26 protein-coding genes are annotated in these 26,971 nt (G+C 51.7%); 10 read left to right on the top strand and 16 right to left on the bottom strand.

Annotated elements, in window-relative coordinates; genetic code table 11:
- The first annotated feature begins 16 nt into the window (after nt 1–16).
- Nucleotides 17–1,879: a histidine kinase dimerization/phosphoacceptor domain -containing protein gene (locus F0P93_RS16650; RefSeq protein ID WP_191908838.1), complete on the top strand. Its 1,863-nt coding sequence runs from the start codon at nt 17–19 to the stop codon at nt 1,877–1,879.
- Here the strand turns inward: F0P93_RS16650 and F0P93_RS16645 are convergent.
- From F0P93_RS16645 to rsmH, 15 genes are all read right to left on the bottom strand, one after another.
- Nucleotides 1,876–2,772 carry a DUF3078 domain-containing protein gene (locus F0P93_RS16645; protein WP_150877857.1) on the bottom strand — a complete coding sequence of 299 codons (897 nt, stop codon included), beginning with the start codon at nt 2,770–2,772 and terminating at the stop codon, nt 1,876–1,878. The two genes, F0P93_RS16650 and F0P93_RS16645, sit on opposite strands and share 4 nt — an antisense overlap.
- Nucleotides 2,773–2,808: 36 nt before the next feature.
- Nucleotides 2,809–3,015, bottom strand: coding sequence for a hypothetical protein (locus F0P93_RS31735; RefSeq protein ID WP_229315734.1), 207 nt, complete (start codon nt 3,013–3,015; stop codon nt 2,809–2,811).
- Complete coding sequence (locus tag F0P93_RS16640; RefSeq protein ID WP_225309514.1) at nt 2,966–3,634, bottom strand: mechanosensitive ion channel family protein; 669 nt, start codon at nt 3,632–3,634, stop codon at nt 2,966–2,968. Before F0P93_RS16640 ends, F0P93_RS31735 begins: the two co-directional genes overlap by 50 nt.
- Before the next feature lie 16 nt (nt 3,635–3,650).
- Nucleotides 3,651–3,851, bottom strand: coding sequence for a hypothetical protein (locus F0P93_RS16635; protein WP_138992530.1), 201 nt, complete (start codon nt 3,849–3,851; stop codon nt 3,651–3,653).
- A gap of 17 nt (nt 3,852–3,868) precedes the next feature.
- A complete protein-coding gene (locus tag F0P93_RS16630; protein WP_150877855.1) occupies nt 3,869–4,480 on the bottom strand; it encodes an RNA polymerase sigma factor in 612 nt (203 codons plus the stop codon).
- 201 nt (nt 4,481–4,681) lie between these two features.
- On the bottom strand, nt 4,682–5,515 hold the full coding sequence (tsf, locus tag F0P93_RS16625; protein ID WP_150877853.1) for a translation elongation factor Ts: 834 nt from the start codon (nt 5,513–5,515) through the stop codon (nt 4,682–4,684).
- 167 nt (nt 5,516–5,682) lie between these two features.
- A complete protein-coding gene (gene rpsB, locus F0P93_RS16620; protein WP_124910044.1) occupies nt 5,683–6,525 on the bottom strand; it encodes a 30S ribosomal protein S2 in 843 nt (280 codons plus the stop codon).
- 84 nt (nt 6,526–6,609) lie between these two features.
- Complete coding sequence (rpsI, locus tag F0P93_RS16615) at nt 6,610–6,996, bottom strand: 30S ribosomal protein S9 (protein ID WP_150877851.1); 387 nt, start codon at nt 6,994–6,996, stop codon at nt 6,610–6,612.
- Between the two features lie 86 nt (nt 6,997–7,082).
- Entirely contained in the window at nt 7,083–7,532 is a 450-nt protein-coding gene (rplM, locus tag F0P93_RS16610; protein ID WP_114407664.1) for a 50S ribosomal protein L13, read from the bottom strand.
- 126 nt (nt 7,533–7,658) lie between these two features.
- Nucleotides 7,659–8,003, bottom strand: a complete 345-nt coding sequence (locus tag F0P93_RS16605; RefSeq protein ID WP_150877849.1) for a hypothetical protein — start codon at nt 8,001–8,003, stop codon at nt 7,659–7,661.
- 45 nt (nt 8,004–8,048) lie between these two features.
- Entirely contained in the window at nt 8,049–9,266 is a 1,218-nt protein-coding gene (mraY, locus tag F0P93_RS16600) for a phospho-N-acetylmuramoyl-pentapeptide-transferase (RefSeq protein WP_150877847.1), read from the bottom strand.
- A gap of 126 nt (nt 9,267–9,392) precedes the next feature.
- Nucleotides 9,393–10,847 (bottom strand): UDP-N-acetylmuramoyl-L-alanyl-D-glutamate--2,6-diaminopimelate ligase, encoded by a 1,455-nt coding sequence (locus tag F0P93_RS16595; RefSeq protein WP_150877845.1) that lies wholly within the window; start codon nt 10,845–10,847, stop codon nt 9,393–9,395.
- Nucleotides 10,848–10,878: 31 nt separating this feature from the next.
- Nucleotides 10,879–13,059, bottom strand: coding sequence for a PASTA domain-containing penicillin-binding protein (locus F0P93_RS16590; RefSeq protein ID WP_150877843.1), 2,181 nt, complete (start codon nt 13,057–13,059; stop codon nt 10,879–10,881).
- Complete coding sequence (locus F0P93_RS16585; RefSeq protein WP_114407669.1) at nt 13,056–13,457, bottom strand: FtsL-like putative cell division protein; 402 nt, start codon at nt 13,455–13,457, stop codon at nt 13,056–13,058. The genes F0P93_RS16590 and F0P93_RS16585 overlap by 4 nt, the downstream gene beginning before the upstream one ends.
- Before the next feature lie 202 nt (nt 13,458–13,659).
- Nucleotides 13,660–14,589: a 16S rRNA (cytosine(1402)-N(4))-methyltransferase RsmH gene (rsmH, locus tag F0P93_RS16580; RefSeq protein WP_150877842.1), complete on the bottom strand. Its 930-nt coding sequence runs from the start codon at nt 14,587–14,589 to the stop codon at nt 13,660–13,662.
- Nucleotides 14,590–14,789: 200 nt separating this feature from the next.
- On the opposite strand from rsmH, the gene F0P93_RS16575 reads away from it, so the two are divergent.
- From F0P93_RS16575 to F0P93_RS16535, 9 genes are all read left to right on the top strand, one after another.
- On the top strand, nt 14,790–16,019 hold the full coding sequence (locus tag F0P93_RS16575) for a peroxiredoxin family protein (RefSeq protein WP_150877840.1): 1,230 nt from the start codon (nt 14,790–14,792) through the stop codon (nt 16,017–16,019).
- Nucleotides 16,020–16,143: 124 nt separating this feature from the next.
- Complete coding sequence (locus F0P93_RS16570; RefSeq protein WP_150877837.1) at nt 16,144–17,424, top strand: MFS transporter; 1,281 nt, start codon at nt 16,144–16,146, stop codon at nt 17,422–17,424.
- A 342-nt stretch (nt 17,425–17,766) separates the two neighbouring features.
- A complete protein-coding gene (locus F0P93_RS16565) occupies nt 17,767–18,399 on the top strand; it encodes a redoxin domain-containing protein (RefSeq protein ID WP_150877835.1) in 633 nt (210 codons plus the stop codon).
- A gap of 120 nt (nt 18,400–18,519) precedes the next feature.
- Complete coding sequence (locus F0P93_RS16560; RefSeq protein WP_150877833.1) at nt 18,520–20,793, top strand: ATP-dependent helicase; 2,274 nt, start codon at nt 18,520–18,522, stop codon at nt 20,791–20,793.
- Between the two features lie 244 nt (nt 20,794–21,037).
- The gene (locus F0P93_RS16555) at nt 21,038–22,192 is read left to right on the top strand and encodes an acyltransferase family protein (RefSeq protein ID WP_150877831.1); all 1,155 of its coding nucleotides are present in this window, start codon (nt 21,038–21,040) and stop codon (nt 22,190–22,192) included.
- A 108-nt stretch (nt 22,193–22,300) separates the two neighbouring features.
- Nucleotides 22,301–22,756, top strand: a complete 456-nt coding sequence (gene ybeY / locus F0P93_RS16550) for an rRNA maturation RNase YbeY (RefSeq protein ID WP_150877829.1) — start codon at nt 22,301–22,303, stop codon at nt 22,754–22,756.
- A gap of 139 nt (nt 22,757–22,895) precedes the next feature.
- Nucleotides 22,896–23,618, top strand: coding sequence for an RNA ligase family protein (locus F0P93_RS16545; protein WP_150877827.1), 723 nt, complete (start codon nt 22,896–22,898; stop codon nt 23,616–23,618).
- Nucleotides 23,615–24,727, top strand: coding sequence for an AAA family ATPase (locus F0P93_RS16540; RefSeq protein ID WP_150877826.1), 1,113 nt, complete (start codon nt 23,615–23,617; stop codon nt 24,725–24,727). Before F0P93_RS16545 ends, F0P93_RS16540 begins: the two co-directional genes overlap by 4 nt.
- Before the next feature lie 74 nt (nt 24,728–24,801).
- Complete coding sequence (locus tag F0P93_RS16535; protein ID WP_150877824.1) at nt 24,802–26,280, top strand: DUF4301 family protein; 1,479 nt, start codon at nt 24,802–24,804, stop codon at nt 26,278–26,280.
- 94 nt (nt 26,281–26,374) lie between these two features.
- On the opposite strand, the gene F0P93_RS16530 is transcribed toward F0P93_RS16535, so the two are convergent.
- Nucleotides 26,375–26,839 carry an RrF2 family transcriptional regulator gene (locus tag F0P93_RS16530; RefSeq protein ID WP_150877822.1) on the bottom strand — a complete coding sequence of 155 codons (465 nt, stop codon included), beginning with the start codon at nt 26,837–26,839 and terminating at the stop codon, nt 26,375–26,377.
- Nucleotides 26,840–26,971 lie beyond the last annotated feature (132 nt).

Below are 26,971 nucleotides of genomic sequence, written 5' to 3'. Positions count from 1 at the left end.
GTTATTTCTTCTATCCATGAAAGGGTTTTTATTTCTCTGTGCGGTTTCTCTTTTTCTACAACAGACTTCCGCTCAGCCTACTTTACCCACCGCTTACGACAGCCTGAAAGCCCAACTGGCGTTTAAACCGGATACCGTTCAGATTGCCAAGTATCAGAATTTTGCCGAAGACATGCTTCGGAAAGGCCGGGTGGGCGACTCCCAAACCGCTCTGGCAGAAGCGCTGTCTATTGCCGAAAAACGACAGGATGAACGCCAGATCAGCAAGGTATATGAATCATTTGGTCGTCTGGAAATTGACCAGGGAAACTTCGCTCAGGCCCTGAATCACTTTCAGAAAGCCCTCGATTTTCTCAAAAAATCGCCGGCCCTCAACCAGCGAATTTTGATCTTGCTGCGCATTGGCCAGACCTACTTTTTGGCCAACGACCTGAAGCAGGCCGAAAACTATTATCGACAGGGGTTGAAGTTAGCGGCCCAGAACAAGCGGGCAGTCTTGATGGCCGATACGTATTCTGAGCTGGCTAATCTGGAAGATACCCGGAAAAATTCCCGGCAAGCACTCGCCTACAATGCGAAGGCCATTGCCCTCTACCAGGCTAATGGTGAAGACTACACGGCGGCTCTCTTCAACCGCGCCATCGAATACAAAAATGCCGGGCTTTATGCCGAGTCGGAGCAAATTTACCGGCAATGCCTTCGACACGCCGAAAAACAGAACGACGAATACCTGAAAGGCTATGTCTATGTCAACCTTCCCAATACCCTCTTGCTGCTCAACCGGCCGGATGAGGCCGAGAAATACGCTCGGCTAGCTTTGAAATGGAGTGAAAACGGCCCGGAACGCTTGAAACTACGGGAAGAGATTTTTGATATTCTCACCCGCATCTACGAGAAACGGGGCCAGGACCGGCAGGCACTGGCTTACTACCGTCAAAAAACCATGTACCGCGACAGCGTATTGAATGCGGATAAATCGCGCCAACTGATCATGGCCGAAAGCCGCTATCAGGCGCGCGAAAAGGAAAGTCAAATCCGAAAACTCGATGAGGAAAATAGCCAAAAAGCCCAGCAACTGGGCTGGCTTAGTGCCGGTTTGGTGGTTCTGGTAGGGTTAACGGGACTCTTGTTCTGGCAATACCGTACCATTCGGCGCACCAATGCCCGACTTACGGAGGGCAACCGGGTGATTTCAGAAAGTCACCAGAAAATTTCGGAACAGTCGAAGCAGTTGAAAACGCTGTTGCGGGAGTTGAATCACCGGGTCAAGAATAACCTGGCCATTGTCTCCAGCCTGCTCCGGCTGCAATCGAAACGACTGGAAGACGAGGGGGCAGTTCAGGCGGTTCGGGCCGGACAACAGCGGGTGGAAGCGATGGCGTTGATCCACCAGCGGCTCTACATGACCGACAACGTATCGGCCATCAACATCAAAGAATACATTACCGATCTCTTCGATGGCCTGCTGCTGGCCTATGGGTTTGATAAAGCGAATTTTGACCGGGAGTTGCTCATCGAGCAGGAAGAACTGGATGTCGACCTGTCGGTGTTGCTCGGCCTCATTCTGAACGAAATCCTGACCAATGCCTTCAAATATGCCTACGAGCACGTTTCAAGGCCCTTTCTCCGCATCCGGCTGGCCGCCCACTATTCCAACGAACCGAACGTGGTGCGACCCCGGCTCACGCTGGAAGTGCAGGACAACGGCCGGGGTCTGGACCTCCGGCGGTGGGAACGCCCCAATAGCTCATTCGGCAAACGATTGATTACGTCGCTGAGCGAACAGGCCGGTGGCCAACTGGAGGTCAGCAACCGGAACGGGACATATTACCGGTTGGTGATTCCGCCTTTGTACAGAACCGGATCGGAGGCTGCCTAAAACGAGTACAAAAACCCGATGGCCAGCCCCTGGCTATACTGAATGGCATTGTCCTGGTCTTTGTCGTACAGGACAATGCCGTTCAGATTCACATTGACGTACTTGTTGACTTTGGCGGTCAGGGAAATATCAAGCCGGTGATCGATGGCGTTCAGGGTTGCGTAATTGGCGAAAAGCTGATACCGGGCTTTCAGGTTCAGATTTTCCATCAGATTACGGTCAAAATTGGCAATGAGCTGGAAGGCAAATTCATTTCGAACATTTTTGCCGGGAGCAACCCCGTAGCGCGATGGCTCTCCAATCGTGATGGCATCATCGGTTACGAAGGTCTGCCGGATGGTTCCCAACCCGAATTGCAGGTTGAAATAGGTCGTGGGTTTATATTCCAGCCCCACGGATTCGGTCAGGTAAGCCGGAGCGAAAAAATTGGAGATCAGCACGTTCCGCTCACCACCACCGGGCAGTTGCTCATAGCGGTATCCCGTGGCAAACTGCGACAGGAAGTTGAGGTTACCAAAGGCCAGCCAAACCGGGCTTAAGCGATGCCCCACTTTGGTATCCAGAAAAATGCGGTCGACATTTTTACGGGAATCCTGGTTCTGGTTTTTGACGATACCGTACTGCAACTGCACTTCACTCGTCCAGTTGAAGCGTCGCTGCATGTAGTCGGATTTGGCATTGAAAAAGGCTCCCAAAGCGATCGAATTGACGCCCCCCCCCTTCCAGTTGCTACTGAAGGATCCCTGGTTTAAATTGATCCCGGCCTGCGCAGACCGTTTCCAGTACACCGTATCGATCGGAACGACCTTAATGGAGTCCAGCCGAGTCGGTTTTTGGGCCATAGCGACGGCACTCCAGCCCAGTAAAAAGAGGAGAAAGAACGAGATTTTCATTACGCAAACAGGTTGGTGGATAACAAGCGACTAAAATTAATCAAATACCTCAACGTTTTGTGATTGAAGGCTTTGCAGGGGAATAACTGTAACGGTGGCACCGGTTTGGAGTGTCAATGACGTATTATCCATACGGATAATTTGCCCTTTCGTATCGCCAACCCGGATAATTTGCCCTTCGTAGAAGCGGTTTTTACTGTAGAAAGACGACAGGATGTTGGCCATCACGTCGCGCGAGGCCATACCGTACCCGATGGCGAAAGCAAAAATAACACCCCCTGAGCAAATTGAAGCTCGATTCCAGCAGTTCGGTGTTAATACCGGCCTGGCCTAATGCACTGATGAGGGTAATGATGAGGAAAAAAAAGAATACAATCATGCCCAGCAGCTTCCCGGACGCAATGTTAAACGACTGACAAAGCGTGACAACGGCCCCTTTCAGTGCATCCGCCACCAGCACCCCCACCTGCAACATGATGGCTGCGGCAATCAGGCGGGGAATGAAGTCGACCAGTGATTTGACCATTTCCGTAATGGCCGAAACCCCGAGCGTTTCGGTGGCTGCCATCAGGAAAATCAGCAATACGAAATAGTACAGAATCTTGGCAACGATTTCGCTTAGCTTGATTTCGGTTTTTAGCCGTTTGATGAAATCGATTTCCGTAAGCCGGTCCCCAATGCGGTTAAAGCCGACGCGCGCCAGGACTTTCGACACCAGGATTGACAGTGCTTTTGCCACCCCAAATCCTACCGCAATGATAAAAGCCGCGCCAATAATGCGGGGAACAAAATCAATAAACTGGGTAATGAGGGTGGTAAAGGTATTGATTAAAATATCAATGAACGCTGGAATCCGATCCATGGTACGGTCTGCTTTGTTACGGTTGTGGAGTTCTACTGGGAAGCTTAATAACGGATACCAGGGCTGATGCTACGTTAAATAAATCATCGACGTAAACTTCCACAATGGAGAGTGAATTACGAATCAGATCAATCTCCGAAATCAGTTCTTCTTTTACATTGGGTGGACAGGTATCCGGGAGTTCTATTTCTTTGAAAACGTTGTAAATCGATTCCATCGGGTTCCTTTATCCTCCTATTTATCGAACTTCGCCCATGCTACAAACTTGGCAACCAACAGCGTCAGGAAGATCAGCGTTTCCAGATACCGTTTTTTCAATTTTTCCTTCGCCCGTTTCAGCCGCATTTTCACGGCACTCTCGCTCAGGTTGTGAATGTCGGCAATCTCTTTGATGCTCACTTCATCCTGGTATTTCATCAACAACAGGCTTTGTTCTTCCATCGTCAGATAGGCCAGCGCCGACTTCAAACGGCCGGCTTCCATTTCAATCAGATCTTCATCGGCATCGTCATCCAGCCAATCCATTTCGTCATCCACCGGCACTTCGGCTTTTTTTCGATTGTTGCGCATCTGATCGGTGCAATAATTGTAGGTGATCGAAAACAACCAGGTTGAGAAGCGGGACTGTTCTTTGAAACTGCTCAGCCGCATGATTAACCGCAGGAAAATGTCGTGCGTGAAATCTTCTGCCTTCACGGGATCTTTCGTAAACATCAGACACTTTCGGTAGACCTTGTCACTGTACCGACTGTAGAGGTGTTCAAAGTAGCGGTTACTTTGATTATCGACATACAGACGAACCAGTTCTTCGTCTGTCATCCGCTTTACTTCCAACGACGCAATCATTCTGTAAGACGCTTAAAAGTGATAAAGTAATGCTTCCTGGTTATCTCTGTGGCAAAAGGCACCTTACTTGTTACTAAATCAGCCCATAAATGACTTGAATGTACAAATAAAATTAAAAAACCGTATAAATCATAAAAAAAGCCCGATCAAATCGACCGGGCTTTCTGTACTAAAAATAATTTCTGATACGACTCACCAATCTTAGCCGATTGCGATGCGCTTGAAAGCCGCAATGGTTAATCCCTTGCTGGTTTTTTCCAACAATTGAGCAATTGTAACCGATGAATCTTTGACAAACTCCTGGTTCAGCAGCGTGTTATCTTTGTAGAATTTTTGCAGCTTACCCAATGCAATTTTTTCCAGCATGGCTTCCGGTTTTCCTTCGGCCCGTGCCTGATCCTTACCGATTTCGATTTCGCGCTCCACAATGCTCGAGTCAACACCATCTTTGTCGATGGCAACGGGTTTCATAGCCGCAATCTGCATGGCGATGTCTTTTCCGACTTCGGATACCTCCGTCGTACCGGCGTTATTCAGACCCACCAGCACGCCTAATTTCCCATTGGAGTGATTGTAAGCCACCACCTGCTCGGCTGTTACGACTTCATAGGCTGTCACATCCAATTTTTCGCCGAGTTTACCAATCAGATCGGTAATGTGCTCCTGCAAAGTGCGACCGTCGCCCTGGGGCAACGCCAGCAGTTCTTCTTTGGTAGCCGGTTTGGCCGCCACGGCATTATCCATCAGAGCCATCGCCAGGTTCTGGAAGTCAGCCACTTTCGAGACGGGTTCGGTTTCGCAGGCAAAGCCAACGACACGACCGGTTTTGCCATCCGGGCTCACGTGCGTCAGAACGATTCCTTCGGAAGTAGTATTGTCGGCCCGCTTGTTGGCAATTTTCTGACCCTGCTTGCGCAGAATGTCTTTTGCTTTTTCAAAATCGCCATCGGCTTCGGTAAGCGCTTTTTTACAGTCCATCATACCGGCGCCTGTTTCCTGCCGGAGTCTGTTAACGTCTTGTGCGGTAATAGCCATTGTTTTTTTATTAATTGTCTGTTATCGAGTTCGTTACTGTTACTATAAACCAGTCGGTGACCGGGTATGGAATCATACACCTGATCATTTGAAACGGAATAGCCCATAGCGAGGCTACGGGCTATCCGAATATATTAGTATGGCAACATGGTTGCTCCCAGATAGTCTTAATCCTCCTGCTCTTCTGCTTCTTCAGCGACAACCGGGCTGATTTCTTCTTCCGCATCAACAGCCGTTTCGCCTTCGGCCTTCGCTGTTTTTACGTCTTCAGCCCGTTTTGCTTCTTCTTCTTCCTGCAAACGCTGATCGTCTTTATCCTGTTTACGCTCCAGAAGGCCCTCTTCGATGGCCTTTCCAATCGCCAGGGTAATCAAACGGATCGACTTGTACGCATCGTCGTTTGCCGGGATCGGATAATCAACATCGCTCGGGTTTGAATTGGTATCGCACATGGCGAAAACCGGGATACCCAGGCGTTTTGCTTCAGCGACGGCAATGTGCTCGCGCTTTACGTCCACAATAAACAAAGCTGCTGGCAAACGAGTCAGGTCGGCAATACCGCCCAACACACGCTCCAGTTTCTCTTTCTCACGGTATACGGTCAACCGCTCGCGTTTGGCGAGACTTTTGTACGTTGCCTCGTCCTTCATCATTTTCTCGATGCCCTGCATCTTCTTCAATGACTTCCGGATTGTAGCAAAGTTGGTCAGCATACCACCCAGCCAACGGTCGGTTACGAACGGCATTTTCAGCCGGCGAGCCTCTTCCGTGACAATTTCCTGCGCCTGTTTCTTGGTGGCAACAAACATTACCTTACGGCCTGAACGAACGATGCCTTTCATCGCAGCCGCGGCTTCGTCGATCGATGCCAGCGTCTTGTTCAGGTCAATGATATGGATACCGTTTTTCTCCATGAAGATATACGGTGCCATACGGGGGTCCCATTTCCGGGTAAGGTGGCCAAAATGCACACCTGCATCCAGAAGATCTTTGTACTCTACTTGTGCCATTTGAAAATAAGAATGAATAATAAAAACTTTGATTACGCAGCACCACACATCGGCATCAGGCAAGTGTGGTCTGGACGAAAACTATTAACGTTTCGAGAACTGGAACCGCCGACGAGCCTTCGCGCGACCGTATTTTTTCCGTTCTACCATGCGCGAATCACGAGTCAGGAAGCCTTCTTTTTTCAAAGCAGGCCGAAACTCGGGGTTGATCTCACACAACGCACGGGCAATCCCCATCCGGGTTGCTTCTGCCTGACCGGAAATACCGCCACCGCGAACGTTAACTTTCACGTCGTAGCCTTCCGGAGCATTGATGGTTGCCAGCGGCTGCTTCAGAACGATTTGCAGAACTTCCGTAGGGAAATAATTTTTGTAATCTCTGCCATTGATAACGATGCTGCCCGTACCTACCGACAGGTATACGCGCGACACGGCTGTTTTCCGGCGACCTAATGCGTTAATTCGTTCCATTGTTTAAGATGTGAGACGAAAGACAAGAGAAAAGAGACCGTAGAACTGTGTTCTTTCACCTCTTGTCTTTTGTCTATTCTCTATTATTAATATTCCAGTTTAACTTCTTTCGGTTGCTGCGACGCGTGGGGGTGTTTTTCACCGGCATAGACGTACAGGTTGGTGAACAACCGGCTGCCCAGACGGCTTTTCGGCAACATCCCTTTGATGGCGTGCTCCAGAATGAAAGCCGGATTTTTCGACATCATTTCGCGGGGTGTCCGGAAACGCTGACCACCGGGATACCCCGTGTGACGAACGTATACCTTATCGGTCATTTTCTTACCGGTAAGTTTGATTTTTTCGGCATTGATGATGATGACATTGTCACCGCAATCAACGTTGGGCGTAAAATTGGCCTTGTTCTTGCCACGGATGATTTTTGCCGCCTGGCTAGCCAGCCGACCGAGAACCTGGTTTTCCGCGTCAATGACCACCCAGTCTTTCTGCACCGTCGCTTTGTTGGCCGAAATGGTCTTGTAGCTTAACGTATCCACTTGTTTATGGGAGATTATATATTGATAGACAAATACTTGCGCTATACACAAAAACTCCCGTCCAAAAACGGGAGTGCAAATATAGAGTCTATATTTCTGAAATACAAGGTCGAATGAAATTTTCAGCTATTTCAGATGTCCTTTCAACAACATTAAAATGAGCTGCTGCGTTTGTTCCATCTTCTCCAGCCGCGTTTCGACTTTGTCAAAACGTTGTTCGACCTTGTCGAAGCGCTGACGCACTTCATGCCGCGTTTCGTTTAAACCGATTGTCACAGTAGCCAACCCGTTGGCCAGGGAGTCAATTTTCTTTTCGGTACTGGTGACCTGTCGGGTCAGATCGTCCAGCCGCACGGTATGCAGGGAGACCTGGTCTACGATCATGCCGATCTGGCCCAGCATACGGTCCTGCTTAAGGGCGATGTCTGCGACCAAAGGTTCCAGTTGACCAAGGCGTTCTTTCTCGGTCATGGTTCAATTTCGTCAAAGGATTGAGGAGTTACTACTACTCTGACGTTAGCGGAGCTTCAAAGTCACCAAACTGATAACCGCTAAAATGATGGCAACGATCCAGAACCGGGTGACAATTTTGGCTTCGTGATACCCTTTTTTCTGAAAATGGTGGTGCAACGGCGACATCAGGAAGATCCGTCGCCCCTCGCCATACCTCCGCTTGGTGTACCGGAAATAACTGACCTGCATGATCACTGACACGAGTTCGACCAGAAAAATACCGCAAACAATCGGGATCAGCAGTTCTTTCCGGGTCGCCAGCGCCAGAACAGCGATGATACTGCCCAGCATCAAACTTCCCGTATCGCCCATGAACACCTGGGCCGGATAAGAATTGTACCACAAAAACCCGATGCAGGCCCCCACAAAAGCCGCGCAGAAAATCACCATCTCCCCCGAATTCGGGATGTACATGATGCTCAGGTATTGCGAAAACGGTTTGTTGTTCGACAGGTACGCAAACACACCCAGCGTCAGGCCGATGATCACGGAGGTACCGGCCGCCAGCCCGTCGATGCCGTCGGTGATGTTGGCCCCGTTGGAAACCGCCGTCACAATAAAAATAACGATGGCGACGTACAGAATCCAGGTGTATTCGTCCGGGATAAAATCGGGCAGTAAAGAGGTGTAATTGAAGTCATTGTTCTTCAAAAAGGGAACCGTAGTCGACATGGATTTGATGTCCTGATAGGCCCCGTATTCTACCTGACCAATCGACGTGTTGATCAGCCCCGGTTTGTAGACCCGGATTTTGACGTGTTCGTTAAAGTACAGCGTCAACCCAACGATCAAGCCCAGACCAACCTGCCCGACGACTTTGAACTTGCCCTGTAAACCTTCTTTATTTTTTTTGAATACTTTAATGTAATCGTCAATAAACCCGATCAGACCAGTCCAGACGGTAGAAACCAGCAGCAGAACGATGTAGACATTGGTCAGTTTGGCAAACAGCAAGGTCGGAAAAACCAGCGATGCCAGAATGATAAAACCGCCCATCGTTGGTGTGCCGCGTTTCTGCATTTGTCCCTCCAGCCCCAAGTCCCGGATTTCCTCGCCGATTTGCAGTTTTCGGAGCCGATCGATGATTTGCCGTCCATACACGGCGGCAATCAGCAACGACAGCGTAATGGCCGCCCCCGCCCGAAACGATAGATATTGAAAAACCCCGGCACCGGGGAAATTGAACTGCTGATCGAGGTACGTAAAGAGATAATAGAGCATACAGTCTGAATGTTGAATAGCGGAATGGGATTGATGATTAGACGGTTTTTAATGGCTGGATGGCTCTAATGGTTAACCATTTAACCATCCAACCATTAAAGCCATTCATCCATCAAACCCATTCAATCATGATTGTTGAAAGGCTTCACGAAGGATCTTGCGGTCGTCGAAGTCGTGCTTCACGCCCTTGATTTCCTGATACGTTTCGTGGCCTTTGCCGGCAATTAAAATGACATCGTTGGGCTGCGCCAGTTCAACAGCCCGGTAAATGGCTTCGCGCCGATCCACCAGGGTCTGGGTTTTCTTAAAATGAAGCGGTGGTACGCCAGCCTGCATCTGTTCCAGAATGTCCATCGGATCTTCGTTGCGCGGATTGTCGGATGTCAAAATCACCCGATCGCTGAATTTACAGGCAATTTCGGCCATAATCGGACGCTTGGCGGCATCGCGGTTTCCCCCACAGCCCACCACCGTAATCACCTGCTCGTTGCCCTGCCGCAACCCCGCAATGGTTTCCAGTACGTTTTGCAACGCATCCGGCGTGTGGGCGTAATCGACAATACCCACGATTTTCGTATCGGAAATAACCATCTCAAACCGGCCCGGCGGACTGGGCAAATCCGAAAGCTGCGTCAGCGATTCTTCAGGGTCTTCGCCCAGCAAAACAGCCGCTCCGTATACCGCCAGCAGGTTGTAAGCGTTGAAACGACCCGTCAGTTTAAACCATACTTCCCGACCGTCTACCTCCATTTGCATCCCAAACAAACCCTCCGACAGAATCCGCCCTTTGAACGACCCCAGCGTTTGCAGGGAATAACTTTCCTTCCGGGCGCGGGTATTCTGAAGCATTACCAGCCCCCGTTTATCGTCCAGATTGGTGAGTGCAAATGCCGACGCGGGCAATTGGTCGAAGAAGCTTTTCTTGGCCTTGATGTAATTATCAAACGTCTCGTGAAAATCGAGGTGGTCGTGGGTAATGTTCGTGAAAATGCCCCCGGCAAAGTGCAAACCCGCCACCCGCTGCTGCACCATCGCGTGCGAACTCACTTCCATAAAACAATGCGTACAACCGCGTTGCGTCATTTGCACCAGCAGTTCGTTCAAAGCAATGGTATCGGGCGTGGTGTGCGTCGCCGGAATAACCGTCTCGTCGATCTGGTTCTGAACCGTCGAAAGCAGGCCCGACCGGTAGCCGCGTCGCTGGAAAAGCCGGAACAACAGCGTCGCCGTCGAGGTTTTGCCGTTGGTGCCCGTCACCCCAACGAGTTTCAACTTTTTGGAAGGATGATCGTAGAAATTGGCCGCAATCAGCCCCAGCGCATAACTGCTGTCCTGAACCTGAACGTAGGTTACCTGCTCAGACCGGTTTTCGGGCATCTCTTCGCACAGAATGACCGAAACGCCCTGTTCAGCGGCTTTTTCGATAAACCGGTGGCCGTCGGTCTGCGTCCCGCGAATGGCGGCAAATAAACCGCCGGGGGCCGCCTGCCGCGAATCCATCGTCAATTTACTGACCTCGACGTTCATATTCCCGGACGTCGACTGCAAGGGTACTTTATATAATAGGGTGGTTAACTGCATAAGAACGTGGCGGAGACAGTCCGTCAGGCGGTTATCTTCCGGATTGATTTTTTTTGTTTACGGCCACCACCAGCGTGTCCGGTCGCGCACTCTGCCGCAAGGTTAGCGAGATTTTTCGCGGATTCGGCAGCGGATCGCCCGGTGGCACCGATTGGTCAATCACTTTGCCGTAGCCTTCAAAACGCACCCGAAAGCCCCGGTTTTCGAGCAGATGCAAGGCGTCCCGCAGCGTCATGCCACGCAAATCAGGAACTTTGTTTTGGGTGGTCTGGCTCACCCACTGCGTTCTTGAACCCTGCGTTTCGGTGGTCACCCAGCCGTCGGCATCGGGTTTGGCGTCCATATTCAACTCCGTACTGATGGTTCGGATGTCGTCGGCAAAACCGGCTTTGACCCCTTTTCCGGACTGACGAACGGTTTTGGAGGCAATGGCAACAGGCCGGTGCATCTGGACATCATACGCATAAATCCGGTCGGCAATCTCACGAAAAACCGGTGCTGACACACTACCTCCGTACAGCAGGTCGATGTTGGCTCCGTGGGGTGTATCGATGATGACGGCAATGCTATATTTCGGTTTTTCGGCCGGGAAATACCCGATGAATGAGGTCAGGTATTTCCCAACCTGATACCGTCCGTTGATGAGCTTCTGGGCCGTACCGGTTTTTCCGGCAAAGCGGTAATACGGACTTTGGCTCTTCTTGGCCGTCCCGCGTTCTACAACGCCTTCGAGCATTTTTTTCACCTGCCGAATGGTCGTTTGAGAGCAAATCGGTTCCTGAGCCACATACGGTTCATAATCTTTCACAACTTCGTTGGCCCGGCGAACCTGCTTGACCAGCATCGGCTGTACCCACTTACCGTCGTTGGCAATGGCGTTGTAAAACGTCAGCATCTGCAACGGCGTCAGTTTCAGTTCGTAGCCAATGGCCATCGAGTTCAGCGACAGTTTGCTCCAGCCCGGCGACTGCGGGTTGGGAATCACGGGCATGGTTTCGCCAATCAGCCGAAGTCCACTAGGTTTGTCCAGTTTGAAACGGCGCATGTAGCGGCAATAGGTGTCCGGGTGATTATACATGTTGCTGCTGCTCATCAGCAGGTGGACACCGACGTTCGATGACTTTTCGAAAACCTGCGCGGCCGTAATGCTCCCGTGACCGCTCCGTTTGGCATCCGAAATCCGGCGACCCCGGTACATGACGATGCCACCGCCCGTATGAACCATCTGTTCGGGCCGGATCAGTTTTTCTTCCAGCAGTGCCACGAAGGTTGGGAGCTTAAAGGTAGAGCCAGGATCGCCCCCACCCGCCAGCGCATGGTTAAAGTTTTCGACATACTTTCCGTCTTTCAGCGTTAGATTCGCCATCGCCCGGATTTCGCCGGTTTCCACTTCCATGACGATCAGACAGCCCCGTTCAGCCTCGTATTTTTCCAGTCCGTGCAGCAACGCGGTTTCGGCCATGTCCTGAAAATTGACATCGAGGGTCGTATACACATCCATACCCGGTTCCGGTTTGATGTCCGACCCGTCTTCAATCGGCATACGCACCCCGCCCGACAAAGATTCGACCAGACCAACGCCGTCTTTCCCCGCCAGTTCTTTCTGAAAACTGGTTTCCAGCCCAACCAACCCTCTGGCGGTTTCCGGATTCAGGTAACCGACCGTCCGCAGGGCCATGCGGCCGTAGGGGTGATACCGCTGGTAAACCGGGTCGAATTTGCCGCCACCCAAACCGCTTTTCGAGCGATCACGACGGAAAAAGGGCCATTTCTGCATGGCCAGCCGCTCCTGGTAGGTGATTTTCTTACGACTGAGCAACAGGTACTGCCGTTCGTTTTCGCGGGCTTTCCGGATCATGTACGCGTATTCATTCCGCGAGCGCTCCCCGAATTTCTGCGACAACAGCATGGCGAGGGAGTCGACTTTCTTGTCAAACGAGTCGGCTTTGGCAACGCGGGGGTCAATTCCAACGTAATAATACGGCAGCGAGATCGCCAGCGGGTCTTCGTTGCGCGAATAAATATTGCCCCGCGTGGCCCGCAGGGTATCTTTTTTGATGTGGAATTGCGTAATGCGATCTTTCCACATTCGACCGTCCAGTTTCTGGAAAAACTGAACATAAACCAGTTGCCCAATGATTGCCATAGCAAACAGGCAAATGGCCACGGAAGCCAGGGTAGCCCGGCGGAGAATGGCTTTCTTTACGTTCATGGCTGCGGCTCTTCCGGTTTAACAACGATTTTTAAAGGCGGGGTGACGGGTTCGGTTAAACCGGTGGCAATCACCTGTTTGCTGATTTCGGATTGTTTGCTGCTTTTCTTGAAGTCGGCCTGCAGCGTCATGTATTTCGCCCGCTTTTCATCGACCACGGCTTTCACCCGCTGAATATTCCGCACCAGCCGCTCCGCGTTGTGGTTGAAGCCGATATACAAAATCAGCAGAAACGAGATCCACATGATGCGATCGAAATGCTTGATCGGCCAGGCGTTGTCTTCCCCGAAAAGCCGCTCAAATCCAATGGTATTGTTCAGGTAGTTTAAAAGCCGGTTTTCTCGTTTTTTCTTCACGATCGGTGCTTTTGGCGGATGTTTGTAGGTATTCTGTGCCATTATCGTTGATCAAAGTGTCTATCATACCGGTTTCTCTTTACTACCCTAAATCCCCTAAAGGCGGGGCTGTTACGTTCTGCCCCGTCTTTACCCCCAGCCCCCTAAAGGGGGAGTTTTCTCGCGCTCCAGGCTCCCCCTTTAGGGGGCTAGGGGGCAAAATAGTCGGCTTGAGCCGATTCTAATTTAAGAACCAGCCCATCCTTTAGGGGCGTTTCTCCGCAATTCGCAACTTTGCACTCCTCGCCCGCGGATTCCGGGCCACTTCCTCCGCCGACGCTTCAATCGGTTTGCGCGTGACGGACTGGAGCGGTTTGATTTCGTTCCCGTATAAATCCTTCTCTATATCGCCCCGGAAATTGCCCGATTTAATGAAATTTTTCACCAGCCGGTCTTCCAGCGAATGATACGCCATCACCACCAGCCGTCCGTCGGTAGCCAGCACCTCCGGAACCTGCATCAGAAACTCTTCCAGCGTCACCAGTTCCTGATTCACTTCGATGCGCAATGCCTGAAAAACCTGAGCGAAATACTTGTACTCCCGCCCGCGTGGCGCATAACGCTGCAAGACGGCTTTCAGGTCGTTGATCGTTTCCAGCGGCCGGTTCACCCGGTTGGCGGCAATAACGCCGGCCAGGGTTTTGGCGTTGGTCACTTCGCCGTACATGCCAAAAATTTTATGCAACTGCTCTTCTGGATACTCATTGATCACTTTGCGGGCCGTCAACTCGCCCGACTGGCTCATGCGCATGTCCAGATCCGCATCAAAACGGGTGGAAAAACCGCGTTCGGGCGTATCGATCTGGTGTGACGAAATGCCTAAATCGGCCAGAATCCCATCGACCTGGTCGATTTTATACAATCGTAAATACCGCTTCAAATGCCGGAAATTGGCCGCCACAAAGGTCAGCCGCGGGTCGTCGATGGCGTCCGCATTGGCGCGCGCGTCGGGGTCCTGATCAAAAACGATCAGGCGGCCCGGCGAATCCGGGCCGGACGATAATTGCCGTAAAATTTCGCGGGAATGGCCTCCGCCCCCAAACGTCACGTCAACGTACGTGCCGCCGGGTTTCAGATTTAACCCCTCTACGCAAGCCTGAAGTAATACCGGTTCGTGGTAATTAGTCGCTGTCATTGTCCTTGTAAAACTTCCTATAAACCAGCATGAACGCGCAATCCGCAGAAGATTTCTGGCCCATTTTGTAGGAATTCCGGTCTGGCGGTCGTTTCAAAAAACCTTTTCGGAACTAAAACAAAATCTTCATCCGTTACAAACTTAACAAAACCGCCCCTATTTCTACCCCGAAGAGAACTGGATCTGCTATTTTTTATCGTATGAAAAAAAACGTTGTGTTGCTGCTGGCAACTCTCTTCTGGATTCCTTTCTCCGGCAAATCTCAATCGGATTCAAAACTAAAAACCGGGATCTGGCGGGCGGTTTTACAAAGCAAGGGCGGAGAACTCCCGTTCGGGCTGGAACTTAATCAAACCGGGGCAACGTATACGGCGTTTGTCCGCAACGGATCGGAACGACTTGCGTTCGATAACGTGATCGTAAAAGGCGATTCGATTCGCCTGACCCTTGCCATTTTTGAGGCCGAAATCCGGGCCAAAGTGGACGGCAACACCTTGCGCGGCATCTGGCGTCGCCGGCGGACGGGGCAAAATTACACCTCGCTGCCGTTCAGCGCCCGGCACGGCTTGACCTACCGGTTTACCCCGAGCACGCAGACACCAAAGATCAACGTGACCGGCACCTGGGCAACAACCTTCCGGTCCGGGACGGATTCGACGGTTTCGGTTGGTATTTTCGACCAGAAAGGCAGCAAGCTGACCGGTACCTTTTTGACGACGACGGGCGATTACCGCTTTCTGGAAGGCAATGTGGTGGGCGATAGTCTGCTGCTTTCTACCTTCGACGGAACGCATTTGTATCTGTTCAAGGCCCGGCGCAAGCCCGATAATACGCTGGAAGGCGGTTTCTGGTCGGGCGAGAGCGGGTATGAAAGCTGGACGGCGCGATTCGATCCGAAGGCCAAACTACCGGATGCTACCACGCTGACGTACCTGAAACCGGGTTATAAAACCATTGCCTTCACGTTTCCGGATGTCAATGGCAAGCCGGTTTCGCTGACGGACGCCCGGTTTAGAAACAAGGTCGTGGTGGTTCAGATTCTGGGTTCCTGGTGTCCGAATTGCATGGACGAAACCAATTTTCTGAGTCCGTGGTACAAAAAGAACAAAAACCGGGGCGTCGAGATTGTGGGACTGGCCTACGAAAAATCGGCGGATCTGACGGAATCGGCTCCGATGCTGAAACGCATGACCAACCGCTTCAAGATTGATTATCCGGTGGTTTTGGCCGGAACGAGCGTCAAATCCGAAGCGTCGAAAACCCTGCCGATGCTGAATCAGGTGGTAGGCTTCCCGACCATGATCGTCATTGATAAAAAAGGAATCGTCCGTCAGATCCACACCGGTTTTACCGGACCGGGAACCGGCAAATACTACGACGCGTTTGTCGAAGATTTTAACCGCCTGATTGATAAGTTAGTAACTGAGTAAAGCAAAATAACTAGTAAACAACAAATCCACACCAGAGAGCAGAGAAATGAGAGCAAAGACACGAGACCGAACCGGTTTTCAATGTCTTTTCTCTCTGATCTATCTTCTCACATCTTGAACATTCATGTCCCGTCAGGAAAAATTACTGCTTTTTGTTCTTGCGTGCATCAACTTCACGCACATTGTCGACTTCATCATCATGATGCCGATGGGTCCGCATTTGATGCGGCATTTCGGCCTGAATCCGCAGGAATTCAGCTTCATTGTCTCTGCCTATAGCCTCAGCGCCGGTATTTCCGGTTTTCTGGCCGCGTTCTTCGTCGACCGCTTCGACCGGAAAAAAGTGGTGTTAACGGCCTACGTCGGTTTTGTAATCGGCACGATTGCCTGCGGACTCGCCCCAACATTCGGTTTATTGATCGTAGCCCGCACCACCGCCGGTTTATTCGGTGGCGTGCTGGGCGCGCAGGTGTTTTCGATTGTCGCCGATGTGGTTCCCTACGAGCGACGGGCGCAGGCGATGTCGGTCATCATGACGGCGTTCTCCGTGGCTTCGGTCGCGGGGGTGCCCATCGGGTTGTATCTGGCAACGAAAATTAGCTGGCACGCGCCGTTTCTGGCCATTGGCGGTTTGGGCGTCATCGTGATCGGCTTGATTATCAAGTTTATTCCCCGGCTGGACGGTCATTTTCAACGGAATGGGACCCGGTTTAATCCGCTGGAGGTGATCACCACCATTGTGCGCAATCCGAACCAGATGCGCGCCCTGTGGCTGACGACCACTATCATGCTGGGCCACTTCAGCATCATTCCGCTGCTCTCGCCGTTCCTGGTCGCCAACGTCGGCCTGGGCGAAGACCAGTTATACCTGATTTATTTCGTGGGTGGCCTGGTCACTATCTTTACCGCTCCCGTCGTCGGGCGTCTGGCCGACCGACGCGGCAAATACCCGGTTTTCGTCGTCTTCGCGCTGTTGTCGATGATCCCGATGTTTCTGCTGACGTCCATGCAACCATCCAGCCTAACCTACATTCTGTCCGTCAATGCGCTGTTTTTTATTTTTTCCAACGGACGGTTTATCCCGACCCAGGCGATGGTTTCGTCGGTCGTGTTGCCGCAGCAACGGGGCGGTTTTATGAGCATGAACTCGTCGGTGCAACTACTGGCACAGGCGCTGGCCACCTACGGGGCCGGTTTGATCGTTACCAAAACGGCGGGCGGTCAGTTGATTCACTATTCCTGGGTAGGTTATCTGGCGATGGCGGCTATTTTCGCGAGTGTGTTTATTGCCCGCAAACTCCGGCCCGTCGACGAAAAACCGGCACCCCAGAACCCGCAGCCTCCTGAGCCTGTACACCCTGCGCCCAAGCTCCCGGATGTGAACCGACCCGTTGAAGCGCTATAACCGTTTCCTAAAAATTTAACCGGAAAATTTGGCGGGAATGAATTCTGTTGTTTATATTTGCACATATCCTATTGACAAAGTATAGTAATGTCTGTTTCTGCACAAAAAACCGCCACTCGCCCGTTTGAACGGGTTCTCCCACTGCACAACGTTTGGGTGAGTGGTTGTTGTTGTCAGCGGTTCCTGATGGGCTGTTAGCCCTTCTCTTCCCTCCCAGTTACCCAATTTCTGCCCGACGAATCAGTCAATGTGAAAACCAGTGCATGCACTGGTTCAGCCCATCTGCCCATGTCGTTTTTTTTAACTGACTCAAAATCTATATAGTCTATAAACTTACTTACAATGGTAGCTTTTTTTGATTCTATCCCCGAAGACTCTGACTTGTATTCCATTCCACAAGTATTTCGGAAACTCACGCCCATTTCGCCCTTGAAGGCGGATGAAAAAGCCCCTCTGTTCGGACTCCATCGCCAGCGGACCATCGGGCAATACATCACCTGGCAAACGGATTACTCCAAAACCGTTCATTTGCACGACTGGCTGCAAACCGGCCCGCTAATCATTGCTTTTTACAGCGCTGGCTGGAGTGGCTACGGCAACCGGTATCTGCAAAAACTGACCCGGCTTTACGCCCACATCCAGGAGAACGGCGGCACCTTGCTGGTGTTGTCACCGGATTCCCTCGAATCCCTGCAAACGCTGGTTGAGCAACACGATCTGCCGTTCACGATTGCGCAGGATGTCGATAACCAGATTGCGGCCAAATTTGGCGTTTATTCAACCGAAGATCCGGTCTGGAACCTGATTGCCGGGATTACGGAGGACGTTCCCTACCCGGCTTTGTTTGTGGTAGCACCCAACCGACAGATTCAATTCAGCTACGTCGATCGGAATTTTACGGAAACTTTCCCTGCCGGTGAATTGCTACACCACATCAATGGGCAACAAATTGCAGCTCTGAGTCTGGCGGCCTGATACCTCACGGACCAAAGCAGCACCGGCCGTCCGACCGTCGGGACATTCGATCATCCGCAACTTTTTTAGTAGTTTTGATTGTTCTTTCAAGACGATTAAACCTGAAGCGGAGCGTAGTTGATGACGGATTATATTTCAACCTTAAATGAACCTCAGCGACAGGCCGTGCTGCATGGCGACGGCCCGCTGATTATTATAGCCGGTGCGGGATCGGGAAAAACCCGCGTGCTGACCTACCGGATTTCGCATCTGATTGAAAAAGGCGTCGATCCGTTCCGGATTTTATCGCTGACCTTTACCAACAAAGCCGCCGGTGAAATGCGTCACCGGATCGAGAGTGTGGTGGGTACGGAAGCCCGCAACATCTGGATGGGGACTTTTCACTCCGTTTTTGCCAAAATTCTGCGGATCGAAGCGAAGGCTCTGGGTTTCACCAGTAACTTTTCCATTTACGATACCGACGATTCCAAATCGCTGCTGCGAAGCATCATCAAGGAATTCGGGCTGGACGATAAAATTTATCGCGCCAATGTCGTCTTTTCGCGGATCTCGGGGGCCAAAAACCGGCTCGTCGGCCCGGCGGATTACCTTGCCAATCCATTGATTCAGACGGACGATGCAGCCGCCCGGATGCCCGAAATCGGCCGGATCTACAAAGCCTACACCATGCGTTGCTTTCAGGCCAACGCCATGGATTTCGATGATCTTCTGTTCAACACGAACGTGCTGTTCCGCGATCACCTCGATATTCTGAATAAATACCAGCACAAATTCAAACACGTGCTGGTCGATGAGTTTCAGGATACGAACGTGTCGCAGTACCTCATCACCCGGAAATTATCGGCGGTTAACCAGAATATCTGCGTCGTTGGCGACGATGCGCAGAGCATTTACGCCTTCCGGGGTGCCAACATCGAGAACATTCTGAATTTTGAGAAAGATTTCCCGGACGTTCGCACGATTAAACTGGAGCAGAATTACCGCTCGACTAAAACCATCGTCAACGCGGCCAATTCCATTATCGCCCGAAACCGGGCGCAGTTGCGCAAAAGTGTTTTTACCGACAACGAAGACGGCACGCTGATCGAAGTCATTAAAGCCGCTTCCGACAATGAGGAGGGTCGCCTGATTGCTACGTCGCTCTTCGAAGCCAAGATGCAGGACGGCCTGCACAACACGGATTTTGCCATTCTCTACCGCACCAATGCGCAATCGCGGGCGTTTGAGGAAGCCCTCCGGCGCTTGAACATCAAATACCGGATCATCGGCGGTCTGTCGTTTTACCAGCGCAAAGAAATCAAGGACTTGCTAGCGTACCTGCGTTTTACGGTCAACCAGAGTGACGAAGAAGCCTTCAAGCGGATCATCAACCTGCCCAAACGCGGGATTGGCGACACCACCGTGGCAAAAATTGCGGTGGTCGCTTCGGAAAACCAGGTGCCGATTTGGGAAGTGGTGAGCAACGTCAATAAATACGTTGCCGGACGGGCCGGGATTGCCATTGAAGCGTTTGCCGATCTGATCAAGAGCTACCAACTGCTGCTCGACAAGAAAGACGCTTATGACGTGGCCGCTCACGTGGCCAAAACGTCCGGAATTCTGAAAGAGCTATACGACGACAAAACCGTCGAAGGGCTGTCACGCTACGAAAACGTACAGGCGTTGTTGAACTCGATCAAGGAATTTGTCGACAATCCGGACAACGACGACAAGAGCCTGAGCGCCTTTTTGCAGGTGGTTTCGCTGCTGACCAGCGCCGACGAAAAAGATGACGACGGCGACAACGACAAAGTGACGCTGATGACCATCCACGGAGCCAAAGGGCTGGAGTTCCGGAATGTGTATATCGTGGGGCTGGAGGAAGACCTGTTTCCGTCGCAGATGATGCTTGAAAGCCGGGCGGATCTGGAGGAAGAGCGACGGCTGTTTTACGTGGCCATCACGCGCGCGGAGAAGAAACTGACGGTTTCTTATGCCGATTCCCGGTATCATTATGGTCGGCTGAAAGTCTGCGAGCCCAGCCGGTTTTTGATGGAAATCGATCCCGCCTTTCTGAAAGTGGCCAAAACCCGCAAGGCGGAACGGGAAGAGAGTCAGGAATTAAAACGAGACACCCCCGCTGGTGGATCAATGAGTTTTGTCCGGAGTCTGGCCCAGAAAACCGCCAAACAGCAAGCTCCGCAACCGACGGTAGCCCACACGCCCTCGTCCGACTTTGCCCCCAGCGATACATCGAAACTGGCGGAGGGCATGCGCGTCGAACACCTCAAATTCGGCTTCGGGCTGGTTCAGAAAATCGATCAGAATGGCAACGACCGCAAAGCGATCATCAAATTTGAAACGGCGGGAGAAAAGACGTTGCTGCTGAGTTTTGCCAAATTGAAGATTGTGTGAGATAGAAAACTTGTAAGGTCTGGGCGACCCCGTCTCAAAGACCTTGCTGGTTTGTGTTCAAATTTGAAAGACTCTGTTGCTAAGTTTTGTTAAAACGGGATTGAAAACCTGTAAGGTCTTTAAGACCTTGCAGGTTTCTTTGTGTTTTGTTTGATCGAATAGGCGAAATAGCTTCTGATTCTCTCCCTCCAATCAGTATACCAGCCCCCTTATCTCCTTTTGACTCAAACGATTCCCTGCCCGTATGGTCTCCGATGTCAATGCCGGTTCTGTGCCCCTTCAGACCCAGGAAGTGGTGGCTGTTAAAGCCAAACGATTGCTCTCCATCGATGCCCTCCGCGGGTTCGATATGCTGCTGATTGCGGGTGGGGGCGCGTTCATCGAACGACTCAATGGAAAAACCGGCCTGGGTTGGGTCGACTGGATGGGCGATCAGTTGACGCATCCAGCCTGGAACGGGTTTACGTTTTACGACTTTATCTTCCCGTTGTTCCTGTTTCTCTCCGGTGTTTCGCTTTCTTTTTCTTTACAAACGGCCGTAGCCAAAGGCATCGACAAGCCTGTTTTATACCGAAAAGCATTTCGCCGGTTTGTCATTCTTTACCTGCTGGGCATTCTCGACAAAAATATTCCGCTGGATGTATTCGACCCGGCGAACATCCGGTACGGGACGGTTTTGGGTCGCATCGGCCTGGCCACGCTGGTTGCCACGGTTTTGTTCCTGAACTTTTCCTGGAAACAGCGGCTCTATGCCGTGGCCGGTATTCTGCTGGCTTACTATGCCGCCTTGTTTTTGATCCCGGTTCCCGGCTTCGGCAGTGGGGATCTTTCGTTTGAGGGCAATCTGGTCGGCTGGTTCGACCGGAGTTTCATGCCCGGCCGGTTGCTCCAGAAAACCTACGACGAGCTGGCGCTGCTAACGCAGTTTCCGGCGCTTTGTCTGGCGGTTTTGGGAACCGTAGCCGGGGAGTGGCTGCAATCGGATCGATCCGATCGGACGAAGCTAACCTATCTGGTGACGCCCGGCCTGTACAGCATTGGAGCCGGCCTGCTTTGGGGCATTCATTTCCCGATCAATAAGCACTTGTGGACCAGTTCTTTCATTCTGGTTACGGCGGGTATGGGCGCACTGTTTCTGGCGCTTTTTTACGGCCTCATCGACGTGCTGGGCTTCCGGAAATGGTCGTTTTTCTTCAAGGTGATTGGGGTGAATTCGCTGGTCGTTTACCTGGCATACCGGTTTATCGACTTTAACCACACCTCCAAATTGTTGTTTGAAGGATTTTACCGGCATACCCCCGAACCGTTACACGAATCGCTGAACGCGCTGGGCGCCCTCGTGCTGGTCTGGACGTTTCTGTACATTCTCTACCGACACAAAATTTTCGTCAAAATATAGCGATAGGAACGCGGATGGAACGGATTAGGCGGATTTTAACGGATTATCTGCGTCAATCGGTTTAATCCGTGCCATCCGCGTTCCCATCCGGTTGGCTATCTTTGCGGTATGATTCGATTCTTTACAGAAGACATTCCCTTTACGCTTTCCCGGAAAATACCCACCCGGCAGTGGCTCACCGCACTGGCGTTGAAAGAAGGGTTCAGCGTTGGTGAGTTGAACTACATTTTCTGCTCCGACGAGTATCTGCTCCAGGTGAACCGCGAGTATCTGGAACACGATTATTACACCGACATCATCACCTTTGACAATTCGGAAGAAGAAAACCGGCTGGAAGGCGACATTTTCGTCAGCATCGACCGCGTCCGCGACAACGCCCGGCAATTAAACATTCCGGAAGAGCAGGAATTACGGCGGGTGCTGGCGCACGGTTTGCTGCACCTCTGCGGCTACGGCGACAAAACCGACGAGGAAGTGAAACGAATGCGGGAGAAGGAAGAAGAAAGTTTGATAGACTGGAATAACCGTTCGCTCAATCCTGCCTCCGGCCAATCGGACTTTTAAGCAGAAAACCGTATTTTTGAGGGCTTAATTTCAGGCACTATACGCAATTGAAGCCATGTAATCGTTCACAGGTCTCCTTTTAATGGATTTGCCCTTGCCACCCGGCAAGGTGCCTGTGTTACCTTTTATCAAAACGAACATGGTATTTTCACAAAAATACGGTCGCACGTATCACTACCCGTTTTCGCCAGGCACGACCAGCGACGACCGCATCAATCAGCACTACGAAGAACATATTGCTCCTATTCCGGCACTGGTTCATACCGAAAAACTCGACGGTGAAAACAATTGCCTGAATCGCTACGGCGTTTTTGCCCGCTCACACGCAGCACCCACACAATCGCCCTGGACACGGTATCTGCGTGACCGCTGGGAGCTGATTCGCCATCATCTCGGCGATCTGGAATTGTTTGGCGAAAACCTCTACGCCATTCATTCCATCGAATACCGCCAGTTAGAACACCATTTCTATGTCTTTGCCATTCGCGACCGCGACTGCTGGCTTTCGTGGGAAGAAACCCGGTTTTATGCCCAGTTGCTCGATTTTCCGGTAGTGCCCGAGTTAGAGGTTGTTCAGGCGCCCTTTCGCCCCGGAGTCATTGAAAAACAGGTAAAAGGCTGGGCCAACCAGAACAGTCGGCTTGGTTCGCACGATGCGCTGACGGGCCAGCCCTGCACAATGGAAGGCATTGTCACCCGCAACACCGATGCCTATACCGCCGATGCATTCGGCCAGAATGTGTTCAAATATGTCCGGGCCGGGCATGTAAAAACGGATGAACACTGGACGCGAAACTGGAAACGGGCTTCATTACTCCGGGAACGCCCCGCTGATGTTCCACCTCAACCGACGATCCGATGATGTGGCAGTTAACGACACAAAAGAATTGGGACGAACTTGAGCATCAGTTTGGGTTTGTCCGGGATATGCGCGACGTGCCACAGGACCCGCGTCACCATGCCGAAGGTGATGTAGCGGTTCATACCCGCCTGGTGGTCGAACAACTGCAACAGCGTCCCGGCTACCAGCAACTTAATCCGCAGGACCAGGCGGTTTTGTGGACGGCAGCCCTGCTGCATGACGTTGAAAAACGGTCGACAACGGTGCTGGAAACCGATGGCAGCATCACGTCACGGGGCCACGCCCGACGGGGTGAGCAAACCACGCGGGAATTGCTGTACCGCAGCTTTCCGGCCCCCTTCAAACTTCGGGAGCAGATTGCAAAACTGGTGCGGTATCACGGCCTGCCTTTGTGGATCTTTGAAAAACCGGACCCGTTGAAATCGTTATTGCAAACCAGTCTGGAAGTCAACACGCAATGGCTGGCTCTGCTGGCCGAAGCGGATGTCCGGGGCCGTATCTGTACCGATCAGGCTGAATTGTTGGAAAAAATAGCCTTTTTTCGGGCCTATTGCGAAGAAAACGGGTGCTGGGGAACGCCTTATCCGTTTTCCTCCGGGCTAAACCGGTTCACGTATTTTTACAAGGAAGACGCGTCACCAACCTACGAGCCCTTCGACACCACGGTTTTCGAAGTGGTGCTGTTGGCCGGATTGCCCGGAGCAGGAAAAGATACGTACATTAGCAAACAGCTCGCCGACTGGCCGGTGGTTTGTCTGGATGATTTCCGGCGACAATTCCGCATCGATCCGGCCGACCGCGAAGGGACGGGTTACGTCGTTCAAATGGCCAAAGAGAAAGCGAAAACCCTGTTACGACAACAACAATCGTTTGTTTGGAATGCCACAAATTTGACCCGACAGGTGAGGCAGCAACTGATTGAGTTGTTCGTAACCTATAAAGCGCGCGTTCGGCTGGTCTACCTTGAAGTGCCGTATACCCAGCTAAAGCAACAAAATCAAAACCGCATTCATGTTGTACCCAATGCCGTTATGGCCCGAATGCTTTCCCGATTTGAAATTCCGGCCTGCTGGGAAGCCCATGAAGTTGTTTATGAAGTTCGTACTTAATGGCTTGATTCAGTACAGCAAATTCCCGTATTTGCCATTCGTACAACAACCGCATCTCTATACCGAATTATTCTATGCAATTCACTGAAGTAGATCAGCATCAGATTCTGGCGCAGGGCGCTACGCTCGAGCAGGTTGAAGAACAGATCCAGCATTTCGTCGATAACTTCCCGTATCTGCCCGTGATTAAAGCGGCTACGGTAGGCGACGGTCTGATCCGCGTCGATGAGCAGGCACTGGCTGGCATCGTGGCAGGTTTCGACCAAAAAGCTCCGGGGCTTTCACTGCTGAAATTTGTACCAGCCTCGGGAGCAGCCACGCGGATGTTCAAGTCGCTGTTTGCCGCGCTGGAGGGAAAAACCGACAAATCGGTAGAGGAATTCTTTGCTCGTCTGTCCGATTTTGCGTTTTACGACGCCTTGAAAGGGGTTTCGGGTGAACCCAACCACCATGTTCTGTCGGCCCTGCTCACGGAAGAAGGCCTGGATTACGGCAGTTTACCCAAAGGACTGCTGTTGTTTCACCGGTATCCCGAAGGGCCGCGCACACCCGTCGAAGAACACCTGATCGAAGGGGCGGCATACACCAATTCCAACGGCCGCGTCCGGATTCACTTCACGGTTTCGCCCGAACACCGCAGCCGGTTTGAAGACCTCATCGAACGCGTTCAGCCGGACTACGAAGCCAAACTGGGCGTTACGTTTGAGATTACGTTCTCGGAACAGAAAAAATCGACGGACACGATCTCGGTCAACCCCGACAATACGCCGTTCCGCAATGCCGACGGTTCGCTGCTGTTCCGCCCGGCGGGTCACGGCGCGCTGATCGAAAACCTGAACGACATCGACGCCGATGTGGTGTTTATCAAAAACATCGACAACGTGGTGCCGGATGCCCTGAAAGAGCCGACGATTACCTACAAAAAAGTGCTGGGTGCCATTCTGCTCGACATTCAGCAGCAGATTTTCCGGTTTCAGGAAATCCTCGGCGACGATATGATCAGCGAAGGCTACCTGGCCGAACTCGATGAATTTCTGCGAACAACGCTCTGCATTCTCCCGCCCGACGGTTTTGACACCTGGCTACAGGACGAGAAAGTGGAGTATTTCCGGAAGAAACTCGACCGACCACTGCGGGCCTGTGGCATGGTGCAGAACGTGGGCGAACCCGGCGGAGGACCATTCTGGGCGAAAAACGCTGACGGTTCGGTTTCGCTGCAAATCGTGGAATCGGCGCAGATTGACCTCAAAAATGCTGAACAAAAGCAGATTTTCGATCAGGCCACGCACTTTAACCCGGTCGATCTGGTGTGTGCGCTGAAAAACCGGGATGGCGAAAAATACAACCTGCCCGCTTACCGCGATCCGCAAACCGGTTTCAATACCGCAAAATCGAAGGATGGCAAGGAACTGAAAGCGCAGGAATTACCGGGATTGTGGAATGGCGCGATGGCCGACTGGAATACGGTTTTTGTGGAAGTGCCGCTGATTACGTTCAATCCGGTGAAAACCGTGAATGATCTGCTGCGGAAGGAACATCAGCCGGCCTCCTAAAACTTGCCCCTAAATCTCCTAAAGGGGACTTGGACACCGTAACATCCAGATGCGTAAAGTCCCCTTTAGGGGATTTAGGGGCTTAAACCGTAAACTATTTATTCTCCGTATCGACCAGACTAACAACCACTTCCTGGTGTTCGGCTTCCCGGCGGGCAAAGGCCGACAGGGTGGTTTGTTCGTAGACCGCCAGATTCGCATCCCGGACGCGCTGCATGATGGGGCGGATGGCGCAGGTTACTTCGTCGTTGCAGTCGTCGCAGCGAACGTAAAAATTGAGGGAAACGCAGGGCGTTGGCGCAATCGGGCCGTCGATGACGCGCAGGACCTGGGCCAGATTGACCCGTTCGGGATCGACGCGCAGCAGATAACCGCCCCCTTTGCCTTTCTGGCTCTGCAAAATACCGTGGTTCCGCAGCTCCAGTAAAATCGCTTCCAGGAATTTTTTAGGAATATTTTCTTTCGCAGAAATATAAGAAATCAGTATTGGTCCCTTGCCAAATTCTTCGGTGAGAACTTTCAGGGCTTTAATGGCATACTTGGCTTTCTTTGAAATCATTGCGTTACGGGTATGAAACGGTTCCAGGTGTCGGTTTTAGCGTACTTCCAGACAAGGTATTAACTTATTAGTCTATAGACAAGTTCCTCAATAGATTTTGTAGTGAAAGGTCATTCCGCAGGAGGTGGTAAA

Origin of the sequence: Larkinella humicola, from assembly GCF_008727875.1 — a bacterium.
GTDB classification, from domain to species: domain Bacteria; phylum Bacteroidota; class Bacteroidia; order Cytophagales; family Spirosomataceae; genus Larkinella; species Larkinella humicola.
This window is presented reverse-complemented; position numbering and strand designations above follow the sequence as displayed.